The sequence below is a fragment of the Streptomyces purpurogeneiscleroticus genome, from assembly GCF_020024005.1.
In the GTDB taxonomy this organism is placed as follows: domain Bacteria; phylum Actinomycetota; class Actinomycetes; order Streptomycetales; family Streptomycetaceae; genus Streptomyces; species Streptomyces purpurogeneiscleroticus.
This window is the reverse complement of record NZ_NHSG01000118.1, coordinates 1-20,257: the sequence shown is the minus strand read 5'-3', so window position 1 is coordinate 20,257 and position 20,257 is coordinate 1. Positions and strand designations below refer to the sequence as shown.

The 20,257-nt window shown below is 73.1% G+C and carries 24 protein-coding genes; 18 read left to right on the top strand and 6 right to left on the bottom strand.

Annotated elements, in window-relative coordinates:
• On the bottom strand, positions 1-464 hold a 464-nt coding region (locus CCS38_RS06045), incomplete at its 3' end, for a hemerythrin domain-containing protein (protein ID WP_223732158.1).
• A gap of 266 nt (positions 465-730) precedes the next feature.
• Positions 731-1,117, bottom strand: a complete 387-nt coding sequence (locus CCS38_RS06040; protein WP_223732157.1) for a DUF2267 domain-containing protein — start codon at positions 1,115-1,117, stop codon at positions 731-733.
• A 174-nt stretch (positions 1,118-1,291) separates the two neighbouring features.
• Here CCS38_RS06040 and CCS38_RS06035 point away from each other — a divergent pair, with 174 nt between their 5' ends.
• The 4 genes from CCS38_RS06035 (at position 1,292) to ku (ending at position 5,722) form a co-directional block, all read left to right on the top strand.
• Positions 1,292-2,836, top strand: coding sequence for an FAD-dependent oxidoreductase (locus CCS38_RS06035; protein ID WP_223732156.1), 1,545 nt, complete (start codon positions 1,292-1,294; stop codon positions 2,834-2,836).
• A gap of 81 nt (positions 2,837-2,917) precedes the next feature.
• Positions 2,918-3,958 carry an NAD-dependent epimerase/dehydratase family protein gene (locus CCS38_RS06030; RefSeq protein WP_223732155.1) on the top strand — a complete coding sequence of 347 codons (1,041 nt, stop codon included), beginning with the start codon at positions 2,918-2,920 and terminating at the stop codon, positions 3,956-3,958.
• A gap of 210 nt (positions 3,959-4,168) precedes the next feature.
• Complete coding sequence (locus CCS38_RS06025) at positions 4,169-4,582, top strand: DUF2795 domain-containing protein (protein WP_223732154.1); 414 nt, start codon at positions 4,169-4,171, stop codon at positions 4,580-4,582.
• Between the two features lie 249 nt (positions 4,583-4,831).
• Positions 4,832-5,722 (top strand): non-homologous end joining protein Ku, encoded by an 891-nt coding sequence (ku, locus tag CCS38_RS06020; RefSeq protein WP_223732153.1) that lies wholly within the window; start codon positions 4,832-4,834, stop codon positions 5,720-5,722.
• Between the two features lie 4 nt (positions 5,723-5,726).
• Here the strand turns inward: ku and CCS38_RS06015 are convergent, their stop codons facing one another.
• Entirely contained in the window at positions 5,727-6,884 is a 1,158-nt protein-coding gene (locus tag CCS38_RS06015; protein ID WP_223732152.1) for an FUSC family protein, read from the bottom strand.
• A complete protein-coding gene (locus CCS38_RS06010) occupies positions 6,884-7,813 on the bottom strand; it encodes an SDR family oxidoreductase (protein WP_223732151.1) in 930 nt (309 codons plus the stop codon). The genes CCS38_RS06015 and CCS38_RS06010 overlap by 1 nt, the downstream gene beginning before the upstream one ends.
• Before the next feature lie 256 nt (positions 7,814-8,069).
• Between CCS38_RS06010 and CCS38_RS06005 the strand changes: the two genes are divergently transcribed.
• Genes CCS38_RS06005 through CCS38_RS05960 form a run of 10 tightly spaced genes read left to right on the top strand, consistent with a single transcriptional unit; the run spans position 8,070 to position 13,230 of the window.
• Positions 8,070-8,378, top strand: a complete 309-nt coding sequence (locus CCS38_RS06005; protein ID WP_223732150.1) for a gas vesicle protein GvpO — start codon at positions 8,070-8,072, stop codon at positions 8,376-8,378.
• Positions 8,379-8,380: 2 nt separating this feature from the next.
• The gene (locus CCS38_RS06000) at positions 8,381-8,824 is read left to right on the top strand and encodes a gas vesicle structural protein GvpA (protein ID WP_223732149.1); all 444 of its coding nucleotides are present in this window, start codon (positions 8,381-8,383) and stop codon (positions 8,822-8,824) included.
• Positions 8,824-9,576, top strand: coding sequence for a GvpL/GvpF family gas vesicle protein (locus CCS38_RS05995; protein ID WP_223732148.1), 753 nt, complete (start codon positions 8,824-8,826; stop codon positions 9,574-9,576). The genes CCS38_RS06000 and CCS38_RS05995 overlap by 1 nt, the downstream gene beginning before the upstream one ends.
• Positions 9,576-9,824: a gas vesicle protein GvpG gene (locus CCS38_RS05990; protein ID WP_223732147.1), complete on the top strand. Its 249-nt coding sequence runs from the start codon at positions 9,576-9,578 to the stop codon at positions 9,822-9,824. The genes CCS38_RS05995 and CCS38_RS05990 overlap by 1 nt, the downstream gene beginning before the upstream one ends.
• A 22-nt stretch (positions 9,825-9,846) precedes the next feature.
• Positions 9,847-10,449 carry a DNA primase gene (locus tag CCS38_RS05985; protein ID WP_223732146.1) on the top strand — a complete coding sequence of 201 codons (603 nt, stop codon included), beginning with the start codon at positions 9,847-9,849 and terminating at the stop codon, positions 10,447-10,449.
• Complete coding sequence (locus CCS38_RS05980) at positions 10,442-11,413, top strand: SRPBCC family protein (RefSeq protein ID WP_223732145.1); 972 nt, start codon at positions 10,442-10,444, stop codon at positions 11,411-11,413. The genes CCS38_RS05985 and CCS38_RS05980 overlap by 8 nt, the downstream gene beginning before the upstream one ends.
• A gap of 11 nt (positions 11,414-11,424) precedes the next feature.
• On the top strand, positions 11,425-11,802 hold the full coding sequence (locus CCS38_RS05975) for a gas vesicle protein (RefSeq protein WP_223732144.1): 378 nt from the start codon (positions 11,425-11,427) through the stop codon (positions 11,800-11,802).
• On the top strand, positions 11,799-12,698 hold the full coding sequence (locus tag CCS38_RS05970) for a GvpL/GvpF family gas vesicle protein (protein WP_223732143.1): 900 nt from the start codon (positions 11,799-11,801) through the stop codon (positions 12,696-12,698). The genes CCS38_RS05975 and CCS38_RS05970 overlap by 4 nt, the downstream gene beginning before the upstream one ends.
• On the top strand, positions 12,695-12,946 hold the full coding sequence (locus tag CCS38_RS05965) for a gas vesicle protein (RefSeq protein ID WP_223732142.1): 252 nt from the start codon (positions 12,695-12,697) through the stop codon (positions 12,944-12,946). Before CCS38_RS05970 ends, CCS38_RS05965 begins: the two co-directional genes overlap by 4 nt.
• Complete coding sequence (locus tag CCS38_RS05960; protein WP_223732141.1) at positions 12,943-13,230, top strand: gas vesicle protein K; 288 nt, start codon at positions 12,943-12,945, stop codon at positions 13,228-13,230. Before CCS38_RS05965 ends, CCS38_RS05960 begins: the two co-directional genes overlap by 4 nt.
• Positions 13,231-13,312: 82 nt before the next feature.
• Here the strand turns inward: CCS38_RS05960 and CCS38_RS05955 are convergent, their stop codons facing one another.
• Both CCS38_RS05955 and CCS38_RS05950 read right to left on the bottom strand, forming a co-directional pair.
• Positions 13,313-13,867 carry a hemerythrin domain-containing protein gene (locus CCS38_RS05955; protein WP_223732140.1) on the bottom strand — a complete coding sequence of 185 codons (555 nt, stop codon included), beginning with the start codon at positions 13,865-13,867 and terminating at the stop codon, positions 13,313-13,315.
• Positions 13,868-13,958: 91 nt separating this feature from the next.
• Positions 13,959-15,779 carry a glycoside hydrolase family 15 protein gene (locus CCS38_RS05950; protein WP_223732139.1) on the bottom strand — a complete coding sequence of 607 codons (1,821 nt, stop codon included), beginning with the start codon at positions 15,777-15,779 and terminating at the stop codon, positions 13,959-13,961.
• A 163-nt stretch (positions 15,780-15,942) separates the two neighbouring features.
• Between CCS38_RS05950 and CCS38_RS05945 the strand changes: the two genes are divergently transcribed.
• From CCS38_RS05945 to CCS38_RS05930, 4 genes are all read left to right on the top strand, one after another.
• On the top strand, positions 15,943-16,752 hold the full coding sequence (locus CCS38_RS05945) for an SAM-dependent methyltransferase (RefSeq protein WP_223732138.1): 810 nt from the start codon (positions 15,943-15,945) through the stop codon (positions 16,750-16,752).
• Entirely contained in the window at positions 16,749-18,887 is a 2,139-nt protein-coding gene (locus tag CCS38_RS05940; RefSeq protein ID WP_223732137.1) for a putative bifunctional diguanylate cyclase/phosphodiesterase, read from the top strand. The genes CCS38_RS05945 and CCS38_RS05940 overlap by 4 nt, the downstream gene beginning before the upstream one ends.
• A gap of 321 nt (positions 18,888-19,208) precedes the next feature.
• Positions 19,209-19,565: a hypothetical protein gene (locus CCS38_RS05935; protein ID WP_223732136.1), complete on the top strand. Its 357-nt coding sequence runs from the start codon at positions 19,209-19,211 to the stop codon at positions 19,563-19,565.
• Positions 19,562-20,257 (top strand): polysaccharide deacetylase family protein (locus tag CCS38_RS05930; RefSeq protein ID WP_223732135.1); only part of this gene is annotated, 696 nt, incomplete at its 3' end. The genes CCS38_RS05935 and CCS38_RS05930, both read left to right, overlap by 4 nt.

Below are 20,257 nucleotides of genomic sequence, written 5' to 3'. Positions count from 1 at the left end.
TTGGGGTGCGGGCGGGTGGGCGCCGACTTCTTCGCGCTGCGGATCTTCTCGCCGAGCGCGTCCAGCTCCTCCTGCGGGCAGGCGTCCTTCAGCTGCGGGAAGAGCCGCCCCTCCTCGTCCCTGACGTGCTCGGTGACCTCGCTGCGCAGCTTGACGACGAGGTGGTTGAAGTCGGGGTTCTCGGCGTCGGTCTTCTCCAGGTTCTTCAGCAGCTCCTCCACGCGGCCGTGGTCGGCGATCTCCTTGTCGGCGAGCGCGTTGCCCTCGGGCAGGTGCTTGCGCACCGCCGGGTACAGGTGCTGTTCCTCGGCCACCGAGTGCCGGACCAGCTCGATCGTCAGGTGGTCGGCGAGGCGCTTGCGCTCGTCCGAGCCGGGCGTGCTGCTCTCGATCTGCTGGAAGAGCTCGGTCACCTCACGGTGGTCGGTGGTCAATTCTTCGATGACGTCGCCGCCGTGACCCATGAGTGCTGCCACCTTTCGCAAAAGCGGCGCGGCCGGACCCTCCGGGCGCCATCGGACGAGTTCCCGTTACCTCAGTCCCGTAACGCCGCAACTCGACCGATCGGGCAGGATTGGGCCGAATGGCTCTCTTTCTGTACAGGGATGCGCGCCGGGCCGGTACGACGGTCCCGGCCCGGCGCTTTTCCCATCCCCATGGAGCCCATGGCCCGGCGCACGAGTGCCATGAGAAGGCACGGTCAAACGTCCCGAAAACCGGAAAAGACCGTTCAGGCGGTGGGGGTGAGATCGGCGCGGCCGAACAGCAGCGCGTAGCCCCGGGGCAGCTGCGCCAGCACCCGCTGCAGCAGCTCCTCGCCCAGGTGGCCGCCGATCGCGGTGAGGACGGTGCTGGCGTCCCAGCGCGCGGTGGCGTGCGTGGCGCCCTCCGTGCGGGCCGCCACGCTGTCCACGAATTCGCACGCGGTACGGCGCCGCTCGTCCCTTATCCCGCCGGGGATGATCCCGGGCGGCACCGACCTGAGGAACGCGCGCCGTTCCTCGCCGGTGAGCTGGCCCGCGAAGGCCGCCAGTACCTGCTGGACCGCTCGCTCGGCCTCGGCGGCGGTCCGGTAGCGCCCCGTGGTCCGCACCGCCGCGAGCAGGTCGCCGCCCATGTGCCGCCTCCTCGCCGCGGTCGCCCCCTCCCATGGTCCGGCTCCCGGCGGAACCCGCAACACCGGGCGGGACCCGGTGACCGCACCGCCTCCCGGCGGCCGCGGTCCCTCCGTACGGGCGCATCACCGGACCGGCAGGCTTCGGCCAGGGCCCGCAGGGGCACCCGTCCCCGCATGTCCCACACTTCAGACCTTCCCGGCATCGACGAGTCGTACTGGATGGCCAGCGCGCACACCACGTCGTACGCCCCGCTGACCGAGGACACCGAAGCCGATGTCACGGTGATCGGGGGCGGCATGGCGGGGATCAGTACGGCGTGGGAGCTGTCCCGGACGGGGCACCGCGTCGTCGTCCTCGAAGCGGACCGGATCGCCGCCGGCGTCACGGGCTACACCACCGCCAAGCTCACCGCGCTGCACACCCTGGTCTACGACAAGCTCCGCCGCACCCGCGGCGCCGGCGCTGCCCTGCAGTACGCGGTCTCCCAGCAGGGCGCCGTGGAACGCGTCGCCGAGATCGCGCAGGAGCTGGACATCGACTGCGAGCTGGAACGCTTCCCCGCGTACACCTACGTCCGCGACCCGGCCGGCACCGACCAGCTGCGCGCGGAGGCCGACGCGGCGCGGGAGGCGGGGCTGCCGGCCGCCTACGTCACCAAGACCGGACTGCCGTTCGACGTGGCCGGTGCGGTGCGCGTCGACGACCAATTGCTCTTCCACCCCCGCAAGTACCTCCTGGCGCTCGCCGACGACCTGCGGGAGCGGGGCGGCGAGGTGTACGAACGCACGCGCGCCACCGGGCTGCACGAGGGCGCGCCGTGCCGGGTGACGACCGAGACCGGCGCGACGGTCACCTCCCGTGAGGTGGTCGTGGCCACGCACTATCCGGTGTTCGACCGGGCGCTGCTCTTCACCCGGCTCTCGCCCCGCAGGGAGCTGGTGGTCGCGGCCCCGATCGAGGCGGACCGCGACGTGCAGGGCATGTACATCACCGAGGAGGAGGGCAAGCGCTCCGTACGCACCGCGCCGTACGGTGAGGACCGGCGGCTGCTCGTCGTCACCGGGGAGCAGTTCCCACCCGGCACGGGTGACGCCGTCGCGCGGTTCCGGCGGCTGGCCGAGTGGACCGAGCGGCACTTCCCCGGTACGGACGTCGCCTACCGGTGGGCGGCCCAGGACAACGACTCCACCGACACGGTGCCGCTGATCGGGCCGTTCCACCCCGGCGCCCGGCACGCCTACGTCGCCACCGGCTTCGGCGGCTGGGGGCTCAGCGGCGGCGCGCTGGCCGGGCGCCTGATCGCCGGGCTGATCAGCGGCGATCCGCCGCCGTGGGCCGGTCTGTACGACCCGCGGCGGCTGTGGGGGCCGGTCCGCGAGGCGCCCGCGTTCCTCAGCCACCAGGCGAAGGTCGCCCAGCACTTCATCGGCGACCGGCTGCGCACCACGCACGTCGACTCCGTCGCCGACGTGCCGCCGGGGACCGGCGCGGTGGTACGGATCGGCGCCCGACGGTGCGCGGTGTACCGGGACGAGGAGGGCACGGTACAGGCGGTCTCGGCGCGCTGCACCCACCTGGGCTGCCTGGTCGCCTTCAACACGGCGGAGACGGCGTGGGAGTGCCCCTGCCACGGGTCGCGGTTCTCCACGGAGGGCGCGGTACTGAACGGCCCCGCCCTGCACCCGCTGGAGCAGCTGGACCTCGGCACCGACGTGTAGCGGCGGGCGCGCGAGGGCACCCGGGACGGGCACCGTCCACGCGTCGGCGCGGCGCGCACGCGGCAGGAGAGGAAGCAGCTCATGAGCAGTGCCCCCGAGCGCCGGGTCGTGGTGACCGGCGCCACCGGCAACGTCGGCACGAGTGTGGTCCGCATACTGAGCGAGGACCCCCAGATCGACGTGGTCCACTGCATCGCGCGCCGCACGCCGCGCGACGCCCCGCCGAAGACCACCTGGACCGCGGCCGACATCGCGGACGAGGAGTGCGACCTCGCGGCGGACTTCGCGGGCGCGTCGGCCGTCGTGCACCTCGCCTGGGCCTTCCAGCCCACCCACCATCCGCCGCAGACCTGGCGCACCAACGTCCTCGGCTCCCTGCGGGTCTTCGAGGCGACGGCCCGCGCCGGGGTGCCGGCGCTCGTCCACGCCTCCTCGGTCGGGGCCTACTCCCCCGGCCCCAAGGACCACAAGGTGGACGAGTCCTGGCCCACGCACGGCTGGCCGGACGCCGCGTACTGCCGCGAGAAGGCGTATCTGGAACGGGTCCTGGACGGCTACGAGCGCGAGCACCCGGACATGCGTGTGGTGCGGATGCGCCCGGCGTTCCTCTTCAAGGAGGAGGCGGCGTCCGAGCAACGTCGGATCTTCGGCGGGCCCGCGACGCCCGCGCCGGTCGGCAAGCTGGCGCGCCCCGGGCTGCTGCCGTTCCTGCCGGACGTCCCGGGCCTGCGCTTCCAGGTGCTGCACACCGAGGACGCGGCCCGCGCCTACCGGCTGGCCGTCCTCGGCGACGCGCGCGGCGCCTTCAACCTCGCGGCCGAGCCGCCGGTGGACATGCCGTTCCTGGCGCGGCTGCTGAAGGCCCGTACGGTACGGATGCCCGCGGCGGCCGCCCGCGCGGCGCTCGGTACGGGCTGGCGGCTGCGGCTGGTACGCGCCTCGCCGCACCTGTTCGACGCGGTGCTGGGACTGCCGCTGATGGACTGCGGCAAGGCGCGCGAGGAGCTGGGCTGGCGGCCGGAGAGCACCGCCGCCGAGGCGGTGGGCGCGCTGCTGAGCGGCCTGCGGAAGGCGAGCGGCGCGCACACGCCGCCGCTGTCGAGCACCCCGAAGACCGCCTGAGCGACCGCAGTCCGGGCCGTCGTCCGGGCCACTGTCCTGGCGTCGTCCGGGTCCGCTGCGCCGTTGGGCCGAAGCTGATCGTTTCGGGTTTCCGGTACCGCGGCGACGGGCACTCCGGAGGCGCCGCGGCAGGTCACCGGGGCCACCGTACGCGCTCCCCGGACGTCCCGGCGGCACGCAGCCCATCAGCACCGACCTCTGGAGGAAGACATGGCCGAGAAGGGGAGCGGGCCGGACAGCCCGCTGCAGGACGACGAGGTGAAGAAGCGCCTGGAGGGCGAGCTGCGGGCCAATCGTGGCATCCGGGTGGAGGAGGAGCACGAGCCCGAGCCGGCGGGCGAGGACCAGCCGGCGGTGCGCCGCTCGCCCGAGGGGACGCTCGAAGGCGGGACGCCCCCGGGGATGTCCGCCGAGGACGTGGAGGTCCGGTCGGACCTGGCCCGCCACCTCGACCCCAGCATCTACCCCGCCGACCGGGCCGCCGTGCTGGACTCCCTGCGGGACAACAACGCGCCGGACCGCGTCCTCGCGCGGGCCGAGAACCTCCCGGGCGGGCAGCAGTTCGCCAATGTGCAGGACATCGCCCGGTCGCTCGGCCTCGGTGTCGAGGAGCGCCGTACCTGACCTCGCGCGGGGCGGCCCGGCGCGGCCGCCCTTCTCCCGGCATGGTTGCGCCGGGCCGGATTCTCCCCTCCGGCCCGGCGCTTTCCCATCTCTCCCATGACCGGCCGCTCGGCCGGGAAGCCGAGTGCCACGCTCACGGGTGCCCAAACCTCCGAAAACACCGCCCTTCCCCGGTGTGCTCCGGACGGCGCACACCGGATGCGGCCCCCGCCGGTACGGGGTGCGATGGGAGGCGAGGAGGTGGCGGACGTGGCACACGCAGTCTGGGCCGGTGCGCTCTCGTTCGGGCTGGTCTCCCTGCCCGTACAGCTGGTGACCGCGACGGAGAGCCACACGGTCCACTTCCACCAACTCGAACGCGGCACTTCCGACCGGGTGCGCAACAAGCGGGTCAACGAACGCACCGGCAAGGAAGTCGCCTACGACGACATCGTCAAGGGCTATGACGCCGGGGACGAGTACGTCCTCGTCGAGCCGGACGAGCTGGACGAGATCGCGCCGGGCCGGTCCAAGTCCCTGGAGATCACCGGGTTCGTCGACCTGGACGAGGTCGAGCCGATCTACTTCGACAAGACGTACTACCTCGCGCCCAAGGGCAAGGAGTACGCCAAGGTCTACGGCCTGCTGCGGGAGGCGCTGGCGAAGGCGAACAAGGCCGGCATCGCCACCTTCGTGATGCGCAACCGCGAGTACCTCGTCGCCGTCAAGGCCGAGGACGACATCCTGGCCCTGCACACCCTGCACTGGGCAGACGAGGTCCGCGACCCGCACAAGGAACTGCCGACGCTGCCGGGGCGCACCAAGCCGGACAAGAAGGAGCTGGACACCGCGGTCCAGCTGATCGACGCACTGTCCATCGACTGGGACCCGGACGAGTACCACGACACGTACCAGGAGAAGGTGCGGCGGCTCGTGGAGGCCAAGCGCACCGGCGAGACGGTGGAGAAGGCCGAGCCGGCGCCGAAGGCGACCAACGTCATCGACCTGCGCGAGGCCCTCCAGGCCAGCGTGGACCGGGCGAAGGGCGGCTCCTCCGGGGGCAGCGCGAAGAAGAGCACCAAGAAGACCGCGAAGAGCACGAAGAGCACGAAGAGCCAATCGGGCCAGAAGACCCAGCAGAAGAAAAAGAAAGCGTCCTGATTCCTCACGCCGCCCGGGACCGCAGCGGGAATTGCGGACCGAGCGCGTACAGCAGCCGCTGCATCTCCGCGGTCAGACCGCCGAGCGAGGCGGAGGCTTCCCCGTCCAGATTCGACAGCCACTCCTTGAGCCGGCCGTGCGCCTCCCACGCGCGGTCCAGGTCCGCGGCCCGCCGGCCCTCACGCTCCTCCTCCGGTCCCTCGTCGAGCAGGTGCAGGTCGTGTTCGCAGACGTTCCCCGCCGCGTCCAGCACGTCGGCGGCCAGCCCGAGCGCGCCGGGCGGCGGTGGGGCCAGGTCGTTCTGGTCGGGGGCCGCCTCGCGCAGCGTCCGGGTGAGCGTCTTGAGGTGCTCACTGATCCCGTCCCAGGTCTCGTCCCAGTCCGCCGGCGGCGCGGCGCTGCCGCGGCGGCGCAGCCGGTAACCGGGGTTGAGGCGGTAGCTCTCCTGGTCCCAGCCGCGCGCGGTGTGCAGGTCGGTGACGGCGTTGGCGAGCCGCCGCGCGCGGTCCTGCCAGCTCTCGGCGTCCTCCCGGCTGTACCCTTCGTCGCCGGCCTCGCGCAGCGCTTGGGCGATGGTGTGCAGCAGGTCGGCGCTGTCTCTCGGCAGCGTGTAGAGCATGTGCCGCACGCTGCGGGCGTGCACCGGCGGGAAGACCAGGGCGTTCACCGTGATCCCGATGGCGGCGCCGATGACCGACTCCAGCAGCCGGTGCCCGATGTCGTACAGCGAGTACGAGCCGTACGCCAGCACGAACAGCGCCGTCGTGGACGCGTACATGCCCTGCTGCCCGAAGCGCGCGTAATTGCCCAGCAGGACGGTGAGCGGCAGGGCGAGCACCATCGCGCCCATCTTGTTGCCGGTCAGCATCGCCGCGCCCGCCGCGATGACCGTGCCGGCCGCGATCACCGCCAGCTGCTGCAGCCCGGACCGCACCGACCGGTAGACGGTGCTCTCCACCAGCACGACCGCCGTCCACGGCGCCATCAGTGCCATCGGCGCGCCCCACCACCAGCCCGTCACGGCCCAGGCGAGCGCGGCGGCGGCCGCCGCCTTCAGCGACTGCACCGCCGCGTCCCGCTCGGGCCCCGGGCCGCTCACCGCGCCGCGCGCGGCCCGCAGGACGGCGGCAACCTCCCACTTGAGCCAGCGCCACCAGCCCATCAAGGCAGCGGGGTGCCGCCGGTGGCGTTCACGATCTCGGCCGTGATGAACGCGGCGTGCTCGGAGGCGAGGAACACATAGGCGGGCGCCATCTCTGCGGGCTGTGCAGGGCGGCCCAGCGGCGCCTGCTTCCCGAACTCCACGGTGTCCGGCAGTGTCGCCGGGATCAGCGGCGTCCAGACCGGGCCCGGCGCGACGGCGTTCACGCGGATGCCGTCCGGGGCGAGCATCTGCGCGAGCCCCTGCGTGAAGGTGACGATGGCGCCCTTGGTCGTCGCGTAGTCCAGCAGGTGCGGGCTGGGCTTGTAACCCTGTACGGACGTGGTGTTGATGATCGAGCTGCCCTTGGGCATGTGCGGCAGCGACATCTTGCACAGCCAGAACATGCCGTAGAGGTTGGTGCGCAGCACCCGGTCGAACTGCTCGGTGCTGATGGCCTGGATGCCGTCCGGCTGGGACATCTGGTACGCCGCGTTGTTCACCAGGATGTCGATCCGGCCGAACTCCGCGACCGCCCGCTCCACGAGCCGGCGGCACGCCGACTCCTCGCGGATGTCGCAGGAGACCGCGACGGCCTTCCGGCCCGCCTCCTCGACCAGCCGGGAGGTCTCGCGGGCCTCGTCGGCCTCCTCCGGCAAATAGGTGAAGAGCACATCGGCGCCCTCGCGTGCGAAGGCCAGCGCCACCGCGCGGCCGATGCCGGAGTCGCCGCCGGTCAGCAGCGCCTTGCGGTCCGTCAGCAGGCCGCTGCCGCGGTAGGAGTCCTCACCGTGGTCCGGTGGCGGGTCCATCGGCCCGGTCCAGCCGGGGTGCTCCTGTTCCTGCGCGGGAAAGTCGGGCTGCGGGTGCTTCTCCCTGGGGTTCTGCGGTCGCCCGTCCCGGGCGCCGCTCCCCGCGTCGTCGTGGTGGTCGTGGGGTTGCGCGGCCACTGATGCCTCCTGCTCGCCTTGACCATGGACCGGATTCGGTGGACAGCAGTCCCCTTCGGCTGATCACCGGGTCCCCCGCCCTGCGGGCCTCAATCCATCATCGGGGCGCCCGCGAAGATCGGCGACCCGGCACCGGGACGGACGGTGGGAACCGGCCGCGGCACTTGGGTTTCCCCGCGTCCCTCGGCGGTACTCGGTGCGACACGGACTTCCCGGCGGAAACGCCCGGACGGAGAAGCCCCACAGAGATGACTTCATGACGGACAAAGCAAAGACACCGGACGAAGGCGACCGCCGGGGCCCCGCGAAGGGCCTGGCATTGCCCGAGCTGATGCGCGCGGCGCGCGAACAGCTCGCCGAGCTCACCGGACTGCACCCCGAGACCGTGACCCGGTTCGAGAAGACCGGGGACGGCTGGCTCCTGGAAGCCGAAGTACTGGAGCTCTCCAGGGTGCCCGACACGATGAGCCTGATGGCGCTGTATGAGCTGACCCTCGATGAGGAGGGTGTGCTCATCGGGTACCGGCGCGTCGGCCGCTACGAACGCGCGAAAGGAAACCCGTAGACATGACTGTGATTCCCGCGCAACAAGAAGGAGGCAGCCGGGGAGGTGGTGGCACCAGCGGACTGTACGACGTACTGGAGCTGGTGCTGGACCGCGGACTGGTGATCGACGCCTTCGTGCGCGTCTCCCTGGTCGGCATCGAGATCCTCAAGATCGACGTACGGGTCGTGGTGGCGAGCGTGGACACCTATCTGCGGTTCGCCGAGGCGTGCAACCGGCTGGACCTGGAGTCCGGCCGCAAGAAGGAGCCCGGACTCCCCGACCTGGTCGGCGAGATCACCGAGTCCGGCGCGCGCGGCAAGAGCAAGGGCGCGCTCTCGGGTGCCGCCCAGACCTTCGCCGAAGCCATCGGCCAGGGCCGGGAAGACGCCTCCGGCGGGTCCGGCGACGAAGAGCCGCGCCGGCCGCGGCGCACCACCAGCTCCCGCAAGAGGGAGGAGAGCTGATGACCACCTATGTCTACGGCATAGCGCACGCCGACCACCCCGCCCCCGAGCAGCCGGTTCTGGGTGTCGGCGACCCGCCGCGGCCGGTGCGGATCGTACGGGCCGGCGAGCTGGCCGCCGTGGTCAGCGACTGCCCCGACGGGCTGCGCCCCAAGCGCCGCGACCTGCTGGCCCACCAGCACGTCCTCACCGAGACGGGCAGCGCGGGCGCGGTGCTGCCGCTGCGCTTCGGCTCGCTCTCGACGGACGACGACGCGGTGCGCGGGGCGCTCGGCGAACACACCGAGCACTACAAGACACAGCTGGCCGAGCTGACCGGCAGGGTGGAGTACAACGTCAAGGCATCGCACCGCGAGGAGGCCGTACTGCGGCTCGTCGTCGACGACGAGCCGGAGGTCCGCCGACTCACGGAGGCCCTGCAGGCGTCCGGCGGTGGCGATTACAACGAGCGGGTGCACCTGGGCGAGCTGGTGGCCAACGCCGTACGGGCCCGCGAGGTGCGTGACGCGCACACGGTCGAGCGGGCCCTGGCCCCGCTCGCGGAGCAGTCGGCGCCCGGCCCCGAGGGGACGGGCTGGCTGGTGAACCTCTCGTTCCTGCTGCCGCAGTCGGAGACCGCGCCGTTCACCGAGGCGGTGCACCGGCTCGCCGAGGAACAGCCGCAGCTGGAGCTGCTGGTGAACGGCCCGCTGCCGCCCTACAGCTTTGTGCGCCCGGCCCAGTCGGCCGCCGAACACGCGGGCCGTGACTGATGGGCCTGCTCAAGGAAGTACTGCTGCTGCCCGCCGCACCGGTGCGCGGCACCGGGTGGGTGCTGAGCCAGCTCGTCGCCGAGGCGGAGCGGCAGTACTACGACCCCGGGGTCATCCAGCACGCACTGCGGGACCTGGAGCGGGAGTTGAACGACGGCCTGATCGACGAGGCGGAGTTCGACCGGCGCGAGGACGCACTGCTGGACCGGCTGGAGGCGGCGCGGGAACAGCGACACCGAGGACAGTGAGAAGGACGAGGAGACGGTTGAGATGAACAACCGGGCGGCACTGGCACTGGCCGTCGCCGGCGGATACGTACTGGGCCGCACTAAGAAGGCGAAGCTCGCCCTCAGCATCGGCGGCATGGTCCTGGGGCGGCGGCTGCAGCTCGACCCGCAGCGGCTGCTGGACCTGGTGGACGAGCGGCTGAAGGCCGACCCGCAGCTCGCGGAGCTGCGTGATCAGCTGCGGGACGACCTGGGCGGAGTGGGCCGCGCGGCGGCGGGCGCGTTCGTCACCCGTCGCATCGACGGACTGGCGGACAGCCTGCACGCACGCACCGCGGGCGTCCAGGAACGGCTCACCGGCGGTACGGCGGAGACGCGGGCCGAGGACGACGAGCCCGCCCCGCGGGAAGAGCCGGAGGAGCCGGAGGAGCCGGAGGAACCGGAAGACCAGCCCGCCCCGCGCAAGAAGGCCACGACCAAGGCCACGCCGGCGGCCCAACGGGCCCGGCGCGCCAAGAAGACCGAAACGGGCCGGGCGGGCACGGCGAAGACCGGGCCCAGGACCGCCGCGAAGCAGTCCGCCAAACCGTCCGGCAAGCAGCCCGGGAAACAGCCCGGCCGGAGCCGGGAGCGTACCGATGGCTGACCAGAATCAGGGCGGCACCACCGCCCTCCTCAAGGAGAGCATCGCCCGCAGCCCGGCCACCGACCGGCTCAAGGAGGAGGCCACCGCGTTCGCCGCGGCCCAGGCCCAGCGGCTGCTGATCGCCGGCGGCCGGAAGCTGGGCGCCGCGACCACCCGGCTGCAGGACATGGCCGAGGGCAACGGCCCCGGGCTCGGCCTCAGCCTCGGCCGCGGCCTCGGCCGGCTGGTGCGCGGCGCCATCGGCGCCCGCGGCGGCAAGCGCTCCGGCACCGGGACCGGACGGTTCGTCACCGTCGTCGAGGACACGGACGTCGGGGTACCGCTGCGCACCGCGTACGACCAGTGGACGCAGTTCCAGGAGTTCAGCTCCTTCGCCAAGGGTGTGCAGGACGTGGCGCGCACGGACGACACCACCTCCACCTGGCGGGCCAAGGTCTTCTGGTCCAGCCGCAGTTGGGAGGCTTCCGTCACCGAGCAGCTGCCGGACCGGCGCATCGCCTGGTCGGCACAGGGCGCGAAGGCGACCCTCAAGGGTGTGGTGACCTTCCACGAGCTGACGCCGGACCTGACCCGCGTTCTGCTGGTCATCGAGTACTACCCGAAGGGCCTCTTCGAACGCACCGGCAACCTGTGGCGCGCCCAGGGACGGCGGGCCCGGCTCGACCTCAAGCACTTCCGCCGCTTCGTGATGCTGCGCGGCGAGGCGACCGACGGCTGGCGCGGCGAGATCCGCGACGGCGAGGTCGTCGAGTCCCACGAGGACGCGGTGGCCCGCGAGGAGGACGAGGAGGCGGCCGACACGTACGAGGAAGAGAACGACACCGGCACGGACGAGGCCGACGAAGAGGCCGAGGGCGACGCCGAGACCTACGAAGGCGACGAGGAAGAGGCGTACGCCTACGAGGAAGAGGAAGAGGGCGAGCCCGCCGATGAGTACGAACCCGAGCCGGAACGGGTGAGGTGAGCGCGTAACCCATGTCCTATCCCGCTCCCGGCGCCGGCGGCGGCGCCAACCTCGCCGACATCCTCGAACGCGTCCTGGACAGAGGCGTGGTGATCGTCGGCGATGTCCGGATCAATCTGCTCGACATCGAACTGCTGACCATCAAACTGCGGCTGATCGTGGCCTCGGTGGAGCGCGCCGAGGAGATGGGCATCGACTGGTGGCGCGACGACCCGTCGCTGTCGTCCGGCGCCCGCCGCAAGGAACTGTCCCAGGAACGCCGGGACCGGAACCGGGAACAACGCGAACTGGCCCGGGAGAACGCCGAGTTGAAGGAACGCCTGGCCGCTCTGGAGCAACGGGCTCCGGGCGGGCGGGCCCTGGAGGAACGGAAGGAGGAGTCACCGTGAGCACGCGCCAGGAGGGCCGGCTGACGTACGCCTATGCCGTCCTCCACCGCGGCGCCCGGCCGCCCGCCGGTCTGTACGGCATCAAGGACGCGCCCGTGCGCACCGTGGCGGAGGGGCCACTGGCCGCGCTGGTGTCCGATGTGCCCGCCGCGGAGTTCGACCAGCCGGGGGTACGCGACCGCCTGGAGGACCTGACGTGGCTGGAGGCGACCGCGCGGGCGCACCGGCGGGTCGTGGACGAGACCGCGGCGGCGGTCGGCGTACTGCCGCTGCGGCTGGTCACGGTGTACCGGGACGAGGACGCGGTACGGGCCGCGCTGGCCGCGCACGCGGAGCGGTTCGAGCGGCTGCTGAGCCGGCTGGAAGGCCGGCTGGAGTGGGGCGTGAAGGCGTACGCCCAACAGGTCCCGGACGACCGCAAGCCGGGCGACCGCAAACCGGACGGCCCCGGGCCGGACGACGACCGCAAGCCGGCCGAGGCGGAGTCCGGGCGGGACTTCCTGCGGCGGCGGCTGCGGGACCGCAAGGCCGAGGGCGCCGCGCTGCACGAGGCCGACGGCCTGGCCCGGGAGGTGCACGACGCCCTCGCGCGGGCCGCCGAGCACAGCCGGCTGCACCGCCCGCAGGACGGCCGGCTCGCCGAGGCCGTCGCCGCGTCCGGCGCGCCCGACGCCGCCGGCCGGGCCCCCGCGGGCGCCCGCCCCGCCGTCTCGCGCGGCCCGAACCTCCTCAACGGTGCGTACCTGGTACGCCGCGAGGCAGCCGGCACGTTCGCCGAGCGGGTCGGCGAGCTGGCGGCCCGCTCCCCCGCCCTGCGGATCGAACTGACCGGCCCCTGGGCCCCGTACTCCTTCACCGACCTGCCGGACGACGAGGCCGGCCGGAGCACCTCATGAGCACTCCCACCGCAGGCCCCCAGACCCCCGTCGCGCTGATCGACCTGCTCGACCGGCTGCTCGCCGGCGGCGTGGTGATCGCCGGTGACCTCACCCTGCGCATCGCGGACGTGGATCTCGTACGGGTCGACCTGCGCGCCCTGATCAGTTCGGTGAACGAGAACGTCCCGTCGCCGTTCGCCGAAATCGGCCCGGACGGGGCGGGACCGGCGGAGCCGGTGTACGTGGAGGAGGCGAGGCTGCCGTGACCAGGCGCGTGGAACTGGACGAGGAGAGCGTCGAGCGGGACCTCATGCGGCTGGTGCTGACCGTCGTGGAGCTGCTGCACCAGCTCATGGAGCGGCAGGCGCTGCGCCGCGTGGAACAGGGCGACCTGTCCGAGGACCAGGAGGAGCGCATCGGTACGACGCTGATGCTGCTGGAACGCCGGATGGACGAGCTCTGCGCCCGCTACGAGGTGGGCCGCGACGAACTCAACCTCGACCTGGGCCCCCTCGGCTCCCTCCTCCCGCGGGAGGAGGACCGGTTGTAACGCCACGCACAGGGCAGTACGGCGGCCCCGCCGCGAGGGCGGGGCCGCCTGTGTGGTGCGGGAACGTTCCGGTACGGGTCGGTTACTTGCCCATCGCCGCCCGCACCGCGTCCCTCGTGCGGTCGATCACGGAGGCCACCGGAGTGACGAGGAGGTTCGCCAGCGCGGACTCGGCGCCCGGGTGCGGGTGCGTCGGCGCCACTGCCTCGGCCGCCTTGACCGCCTTGGCCAGCCCCTCCAGCCCGCGCCGGTCCGCGACCGCGCGCAGGTGGGTGAACTCGGACTTCTCCTCCGCCTCGGCGTGCGCCAGGATGTCCTGGCGGACCGCCGCGAACTTCTCGTGGAACTCCGAGGAGTCGACGTCCATGTCCTCCAGCCGGCTCAGCGCCTCCTTGGCGCCCTTCTCCTCCGCCGTCCGGTCCTTGACGACCTGTTCGCCGCCTTCGACGTGGTCGCGGACGTAGGGATGGACGACCTCTTCCTCGGCCGTCTCGTGCACGGCGAGCAGGCGCACCACGCGCTGGAACGCGTGCTTGCGCTCCTCACCCTTGTGGTTCACGACGTCGTCCAGAAGTCGGCGGATCTGCTGGTGCTGCTGCTCCAGCAGCTCCACGACGTCCTGCTGCTTCTCGGCCATGTGCGGGCCCCTCTCGTCTCGTCGTGCGGGACCCCGGCCGGGTACCCCGCCGACGGCCCCCCGAGACGGCGGGAACCGGCCTCGCGCGGCCTCACACGGGGCTGCGGTCCGCACCGGCCGCCGCGAGGTCGAACGCGGAGTTGACGAGCGCGACATGGGTGAACGCCTGGGGTGTATTGCCCAGTTGGCGGCCGGCCGCGCCGTCCCACTCCTCGGCGAACAGGCCCAGGTCGTTGCCGAGGGCCCGGGTGCGCGCGAAGAGGGCGCGGGCCTCGGCGTGCCGGCCGGTGGCGAGCAGCGCGTCGGCGAGCCAGAACGAGCAGGCCAGGAAGGCGCCTTCGGTACCGGGCAGCCCGTCCCCGGCCGGGCCGTCGCCGGGCGGCCCGGCGGCGGGCCCGTCGCCCGAGTAACGGCGCAGGAATCCGTAGTGGTCCAGTTCCGTGCGTACGGCGTCCACCGTACGGATCACGCGCGGGTCGTCCGGGGGCAGGAAGCCGGTCTTGACGATGAAGAGCGTGGCGGCGTCCAGGCCGCGGCCACCGTAGTGCTGGACGAAGACGCCGCGGTCCGCGTCGTATCCGTGCGCGCAGACGTCGGCGTGCACGGCGTCGCGCAGCGTCCGCCAGCGCGCGAGCGGCGCGGGCAGGCCGGTCTTCTCGGCGAGGCGTACCGCCCGGTCGGCGGCCACCCACGCCATGACCTTGGAGTGCACGAAGTGGCGGCGGCCGCAGCGCATTTCCCACAGGCCCTCGTCCGGCTCCCGCCAGCGCTGCTCCAGCGCGTCCATGAGGGTGCGGAAGAGGGTCCAGACGCGGCGTTCCATGGGGATGCCGGCCGCCTGGGCGAGGTACAGGGTGTCGGCCACCTCGCCGTAGACGTCCAGCTGGAACTGGTCGACCGCCGCGTTGCCCAGCCGGACCGGGCCCGAGCCCTCGTAGCCGGGGAGCCAGGGCGCCGTGGATTCCGGCAGCCGGCGCTCACCGGCCAGGCCGTAGAGGGTCTGCAGGTCCGCGGGGTCGCCGGCGATGGCGCGTACCAGCCAGCGCCGCCAGGCGGCCGCCTCCTCGTGGAAGCCGCCGCGCAGCAGTGCGGAGAGCGTCATGCTGGAGTCCCGCAGCCAGCAGAAGCGGTAATCCCAGTTGCGCGGCGCGCCGATGGCCTCGGGCAGCGAGGTGGTGGGCGCGGCGACGATACCGCCGGTCGGGCGGTAGGCGAGGGTTTTGAGAGTGATCAGCGAGCGGAGTACGTCGGGGCGCCACTCCCCCTCGTACCGGCAGGTCGCCGCCCAGCGCTGCCAGCCCTCCGTGGTCTGCCGCAGGGCGCGCTCGGGGTCGGTGACCTGGACGGTGCGCAGGTGGGACGGCTGCCAGGTGAGGACGAAGGGGACCCGGTCGCCGGTCCGGACGGTGAACTCCGAGCAGGTGGCGCCGTCGGCGCCGAAGGTGTGCACGCCGGGCGGCACGCGCAGCCAGCCGGAGTCCGGCCCTGCGGTCGCGATGCGGTGGTGGCCGGTGCGGCGCACCCACGGCAGGACGCGGCCGTAGTTGAAGCGCAGCCGCAGCGCGCTGTGCATCGGGACCTCGCCGGCCAGCCCTTCGACGATGCGGATCAGCCGGGGCGCCCGGTCGCGCGGGGGCATGAAGTCCAGGACGCGGACCGTGCCGTCGGGGGTCTCCCAGAGCGATTCGAGGACCAGGGTGCTGCCGGTGTAGCTGCGGCGGGTGCAGGGCAGGGGCCGGCCGGCCGGGGCGATCCGCCAGTGGCCGTGCCCGTCGGTGCCGAGGAGGCCGGCGAAGGCGGCGGGCGAGTCGAAACGGGGCAGGCAGAGCCAGTCGACCGAGCCGTCCCTGCCGACCAGGGCGGCCGTCTCCAGGTCGCCGATGATCCCGTAGTCCTCGATGCGTCCGGGCATGGTCCGTCCATTCTCGGGCGGGCCCCGCCGACCTCGCGAGCCGCGGACGCGCATACGCGCATGCGGGGGAACAGCGCACCCGCTTGCACACCCATGCGCCCGATATGAGAATTGTGTGGAGCTCTGAGGCTGAAGTCCCTGCCCGGCGCGGAAGGGGTCAGTGATGCAGCGGTCTGTCTCGTGGGTGCCACCGGGAACGGATCTGGACCGCCCGAATGCCGCCCGGATCTACGACTACTTCCTGGGCGGCTCGCACAACTTCCCCGCCGACCGCGAGATGGCCCGCCAGGCCATCGCCCTCTGGCCCGACCTGCCGATGATCATGCGGAGCAACCGGGCCTTTCTGCGCCGCGCGGTGCAGTACCTGGCCGGCGAGGGCATCACCCGCTTCCTCGACCTGGGCTCGGGCATTCCCACCTTCGGCGCGGTGCACGAGGTCGCCCAGGAGGTATGCCCGGACGCCCGGGTGGTGTACGTCGACATCGACCCGGTCGCGGTCGCGCACAGCAGGCTGCTGGTGCGGGACGATCCGCACGTCGACGTCGTCCAGGCGGACGTGCGGGACCCGCACGGGCTGCTCGCCCGGGCCCCCGTCGCCGGCCTGCTCCATCCGGGTGAGCCGGTGGCGGTGCTGCTGGTCGCGGTGCTGCACTTCGTCCCGGACGAGGCGGACCCGCCCGGCATCGTCGCCACGCTGCGGGACGCACTGCCCCCGGGCAGCGCGCTGGCCCTCTCCCACGCGTCACTGGAGGGCCGCCCCGACCAGGCCGGCCCGCACCAGGAGCTGTATGCCCGCACCCGCACCCCGCTCACGATGCGCTCCCGGGCGCAGATCACCGCGTACTTCGACGGATTCGAGCTCGTCGAGCCGGGCGTGGTCTACCTGCCCGAGTGGCGGCCCGAGACGCCGGACGCGGTGGGGCCGCATCCGGAGCGGATGACGGGCCTGGCCGGCGTGGGGCGTCGTCCGTGAGCACTGCCGAGCCGGGCCGGGGAGCGTCCGCACACTTCGAGGAGTCCTGGGCCGGGCTGCTGCGGGAAGGGCTGGGGCTCACGGTGCACCCCGCTGCGCGGCAGCGGCTCACCGCCCGGACCGCCGAACTGCTGCGCCGGTCCTGGCAGGACGACCCGGCGTGCACGGCCGCGGCCGAGGAGGCCGGGACGCTGCTGGTCGACGCGCACTACACCGACCCCTCGGTGCTGGCCCGCGCGGTCGAGCTGCTGCACGCGCACCCGGTACCGAAGGGCCGCGGGCCCGTCGTGGCCGGCGCCTTCGCGGCCGGGTGGGCGGCGGCGCTGCGCGAGCGGACACTGCGGGACCAGGAGGAGATCCGGGCCGCGGCCGACACCGCGCGGCAGACGGCCGAGCGGTCCCAGCGGGCGACCGAGGCCCGCTTCCGCGCGCTGTTCGAGAACGCCCCGATCGGCATCGGCATCGGCGATCTGCACGGCAACATCCTGGAGGTCAACCGGGCGCTGCTGGACATCTTCGGCGGCCGCGTGGAGGAGCTGCGCGGCCGCCGGATCACCGATCTGGTGCACCCGGAGGACGAGCCGGGCACCTGGCAGGCGTACGACGAGCTGATCCGGGGCGAGCGGGAGCGCTTCGAGTGCACCAAGCCGTACTTCCGGAAGGACGGCGAGGTGGTCTGGACGCACCTGACGTGCTCGCTGATCCGGGACGAGGAGCGGGTACCGCGCTACCAGGTGGCGCTGCTGGAGGACATCACCGACCGGTACCGGCTGGAGGAGCGGCTGCGCCACCAGGCCACCCACGACACGCTGACCGGCCTGCCCAACCGGGCGGCCTTCATCGACCGCCTCGAACGGCTCTTCCGGGCACCCCTCGCCGACGCCCGGTTCGGCATCTGCTATCTCGACCTGGACGGCTTCAAGTTCGTCAACGACAGCCTGGGGCACGCGGCCGGTGACGAGCTGCTCGTCGCGGTGGCGCGGCGGCTGGAGACCGCGATGGCGCCGCTGGGGCATCTCGTGGCGCGGCTGGGCGGCGACGAGTTCGTGATGCTGCTGGAGCGCTCCCGGGGGCAGCAGGATGCCGTGACGGTGGCGAAGGCCGCGCTGGCGGCGCTGTCGAATCCGGTCCCGGTCGCCGACCGCCGGCTGTCGGTGCGGGCCAGCGTGGGCGTGCTGGAGCGGTCGGTGGCCACGACCACGCCGGAGGCCGCGGTGCGCGCCGCCGACCTGACGCTGTACCGGGCGAAGGAGGCGGGCCGCGGCCGGTGGACGCTCTTCGACCCGGGCCATCACGCGCGCGAGGTGACCCGCTACGCGATGTCGGTACGGATGCCGGCGGCGCTGGAGCGCGGCGAGTTCTTCGTGGACTACCAGCCGCTGTGCACGCTCTCGGACGGCTCGCTGGCCGCCGTGGAGGCGCTCGTACGGTGGCGGCACCCGGACTTCGGCGTGCTGAGCCCGGACGATTTCATCGCCACCGCCGAGCAGACCGGGATGATCATGCGGCTGGGCCGCTGGGTCCTGGAGGAGGCGTGCGGGCAGGCGGCGGAGTGGGTGCGCCGGTTCGGGCCCGCGGCGCCGCAGGTGAACGTCAACGTCTCCGTGCACCAGGCCAGGGACGCGCGGCTCGCGGCCGACATCGGCAGGGTGCTGCGCTCCTCCGGGCTGGACCCGAGGCTGCTCCAGCTGGAGATCACCGAGAGCGCCGTGATGCGGACCGACGACGACTCGATGCCGACGCTGCGCAGCCTCGCGGACACCGGCATCACGCTCGCGGTGGACGACTTCGGCACCGGCTGGTCGCCGCTGGGGTACCTCGGCGAACTCCCGGTCTCCGGACTGAAGATCGCCGGTTCGTTCCTCGCGGACACCCACCGGCCGGAGGCCGCCGCGCGGCAGAGCTGGCGGGTCATCGAAGGGCTGGTCTCGCTGGCGCGGGCGCTCGGCGTGAAGGTGACGGCGGAGGGCGTGGAGACGGCGGCCGACGCGGAGCGGCTGCGGGCCATGGGGTGCGACTGGGGCCAGGGCTGGCACTTCGGCCGCCCGGCACGGCCCGGCGAGATCACCCGGCGGATCGCCCAGGAGCTGCGGCGCGCGGCCGCGCACAACGACGCCAGGCACTACAGCGAGTGACCAACGGCAGTCCATTTCGCAATATTTGAGGCAATTCACCCCCTTCGCCTTGACTGTCGGTGAGGATGCTGCAAATCTGAGTACCTGGCTCCGCTTTTCGGAGCGGAACGGACCGCTCTCCAGCGGCCCGCACAGCCGGCCCCGCGCCGTTCGCGGCGCTCGGGAGGGCCCGGCGGCAGGGACATCCCGCCGCACCCAGCGCCCTTCCGGTTTCCCCAGGCCGTGCCGGGACGGCACCGCCTCTTCATCCGGGCCACGCCCGACGTCCGGCGGCACCGCACGCCCGTACCGGGCTGGCCCCTGGCCTCACGCAGGAGGGGAATGATGCACGGCTCCGGCCGGCGCACCGCCACGACGGCCTGCCCCTGGATCGCCGCCCGCGACTCGCTGGACACTCGCGTCCGCGTCGTCGAACCGGACCCGGCCTCGCCCGGTGAGCCGCGCTCACCGGCCGGTTCGGGCGCCGTCGGCGTGGACCGGCGCGTGTTGGCGTGGGTGCGGCTGCACGGGCACCCGCTCGCTCTGGTGCACCCCACCGGTACCCCCGGCGACCGGGCCGGGCTCCGCCGGGCGCCGGCCGCTGCCGCCTCCTTCGAACCGGCCGCACCGACGGGCCACCGCACCCCGGGAGAACCGGGCCCGGCGCCGCCGCCCGCCCCGGAAGGGGGCCCGCCATGACCCCGCACACGAACCCGGTGCCGGTCTTCCTGTACCACTCGGTGTCCGACGACCCGCCCTCCTGGCTGGCCCCCTTCACCGTCACCCCGCGCGTCTTCGCCGAACAGCTGGACCGGATCATCGACAGCGGCCGTACCGTGATCCCGCTGGAGCGGCTGGTCGCGGCGGTGCGCGGCGGGCCGCCGCTGCCGCCCCGGTGCGCCGTCCTCACCTTCGACGACGGCTTCGCGGACTTCTACTGGACGGTCGCCCCGCAGCTCACCGAGCGGGGGCTGCCCGCCACCCTGTACCTCACCACCGGGGCCGTGCACGCGCCGGGCGAGCCCCCCGGCGGCAGCCTGCTGCCGCCGGCCCCGATGCTGAACTGGCGCCAGGTCAGCACGCTCGACGCCTGTGGCATCGGGATCGGCGGGCACAGCCGTACCCACGCGCAGCTGGACACGCTGCCGCGGCGGCGGCTGTGCGCCGAGATCTCGGGCTGCAAACGCCGCATCGAGGACGTCCTCGGGCACCCGGTGTCCGCGTTCGCCTACCCGCACGGCTACTCCAGCCCGCTGGTCCGCCGCACGGTCCGCGCGGCGGGCTGGACCTCGGCCACGACGGCCGTGCGGGCCTTCAGCTCGCCCGCCGACGACCCGTTCCGCATCGCCCGGCTGATGGTCATGGCCGACACCCCGGCGGACCTCTTCCGC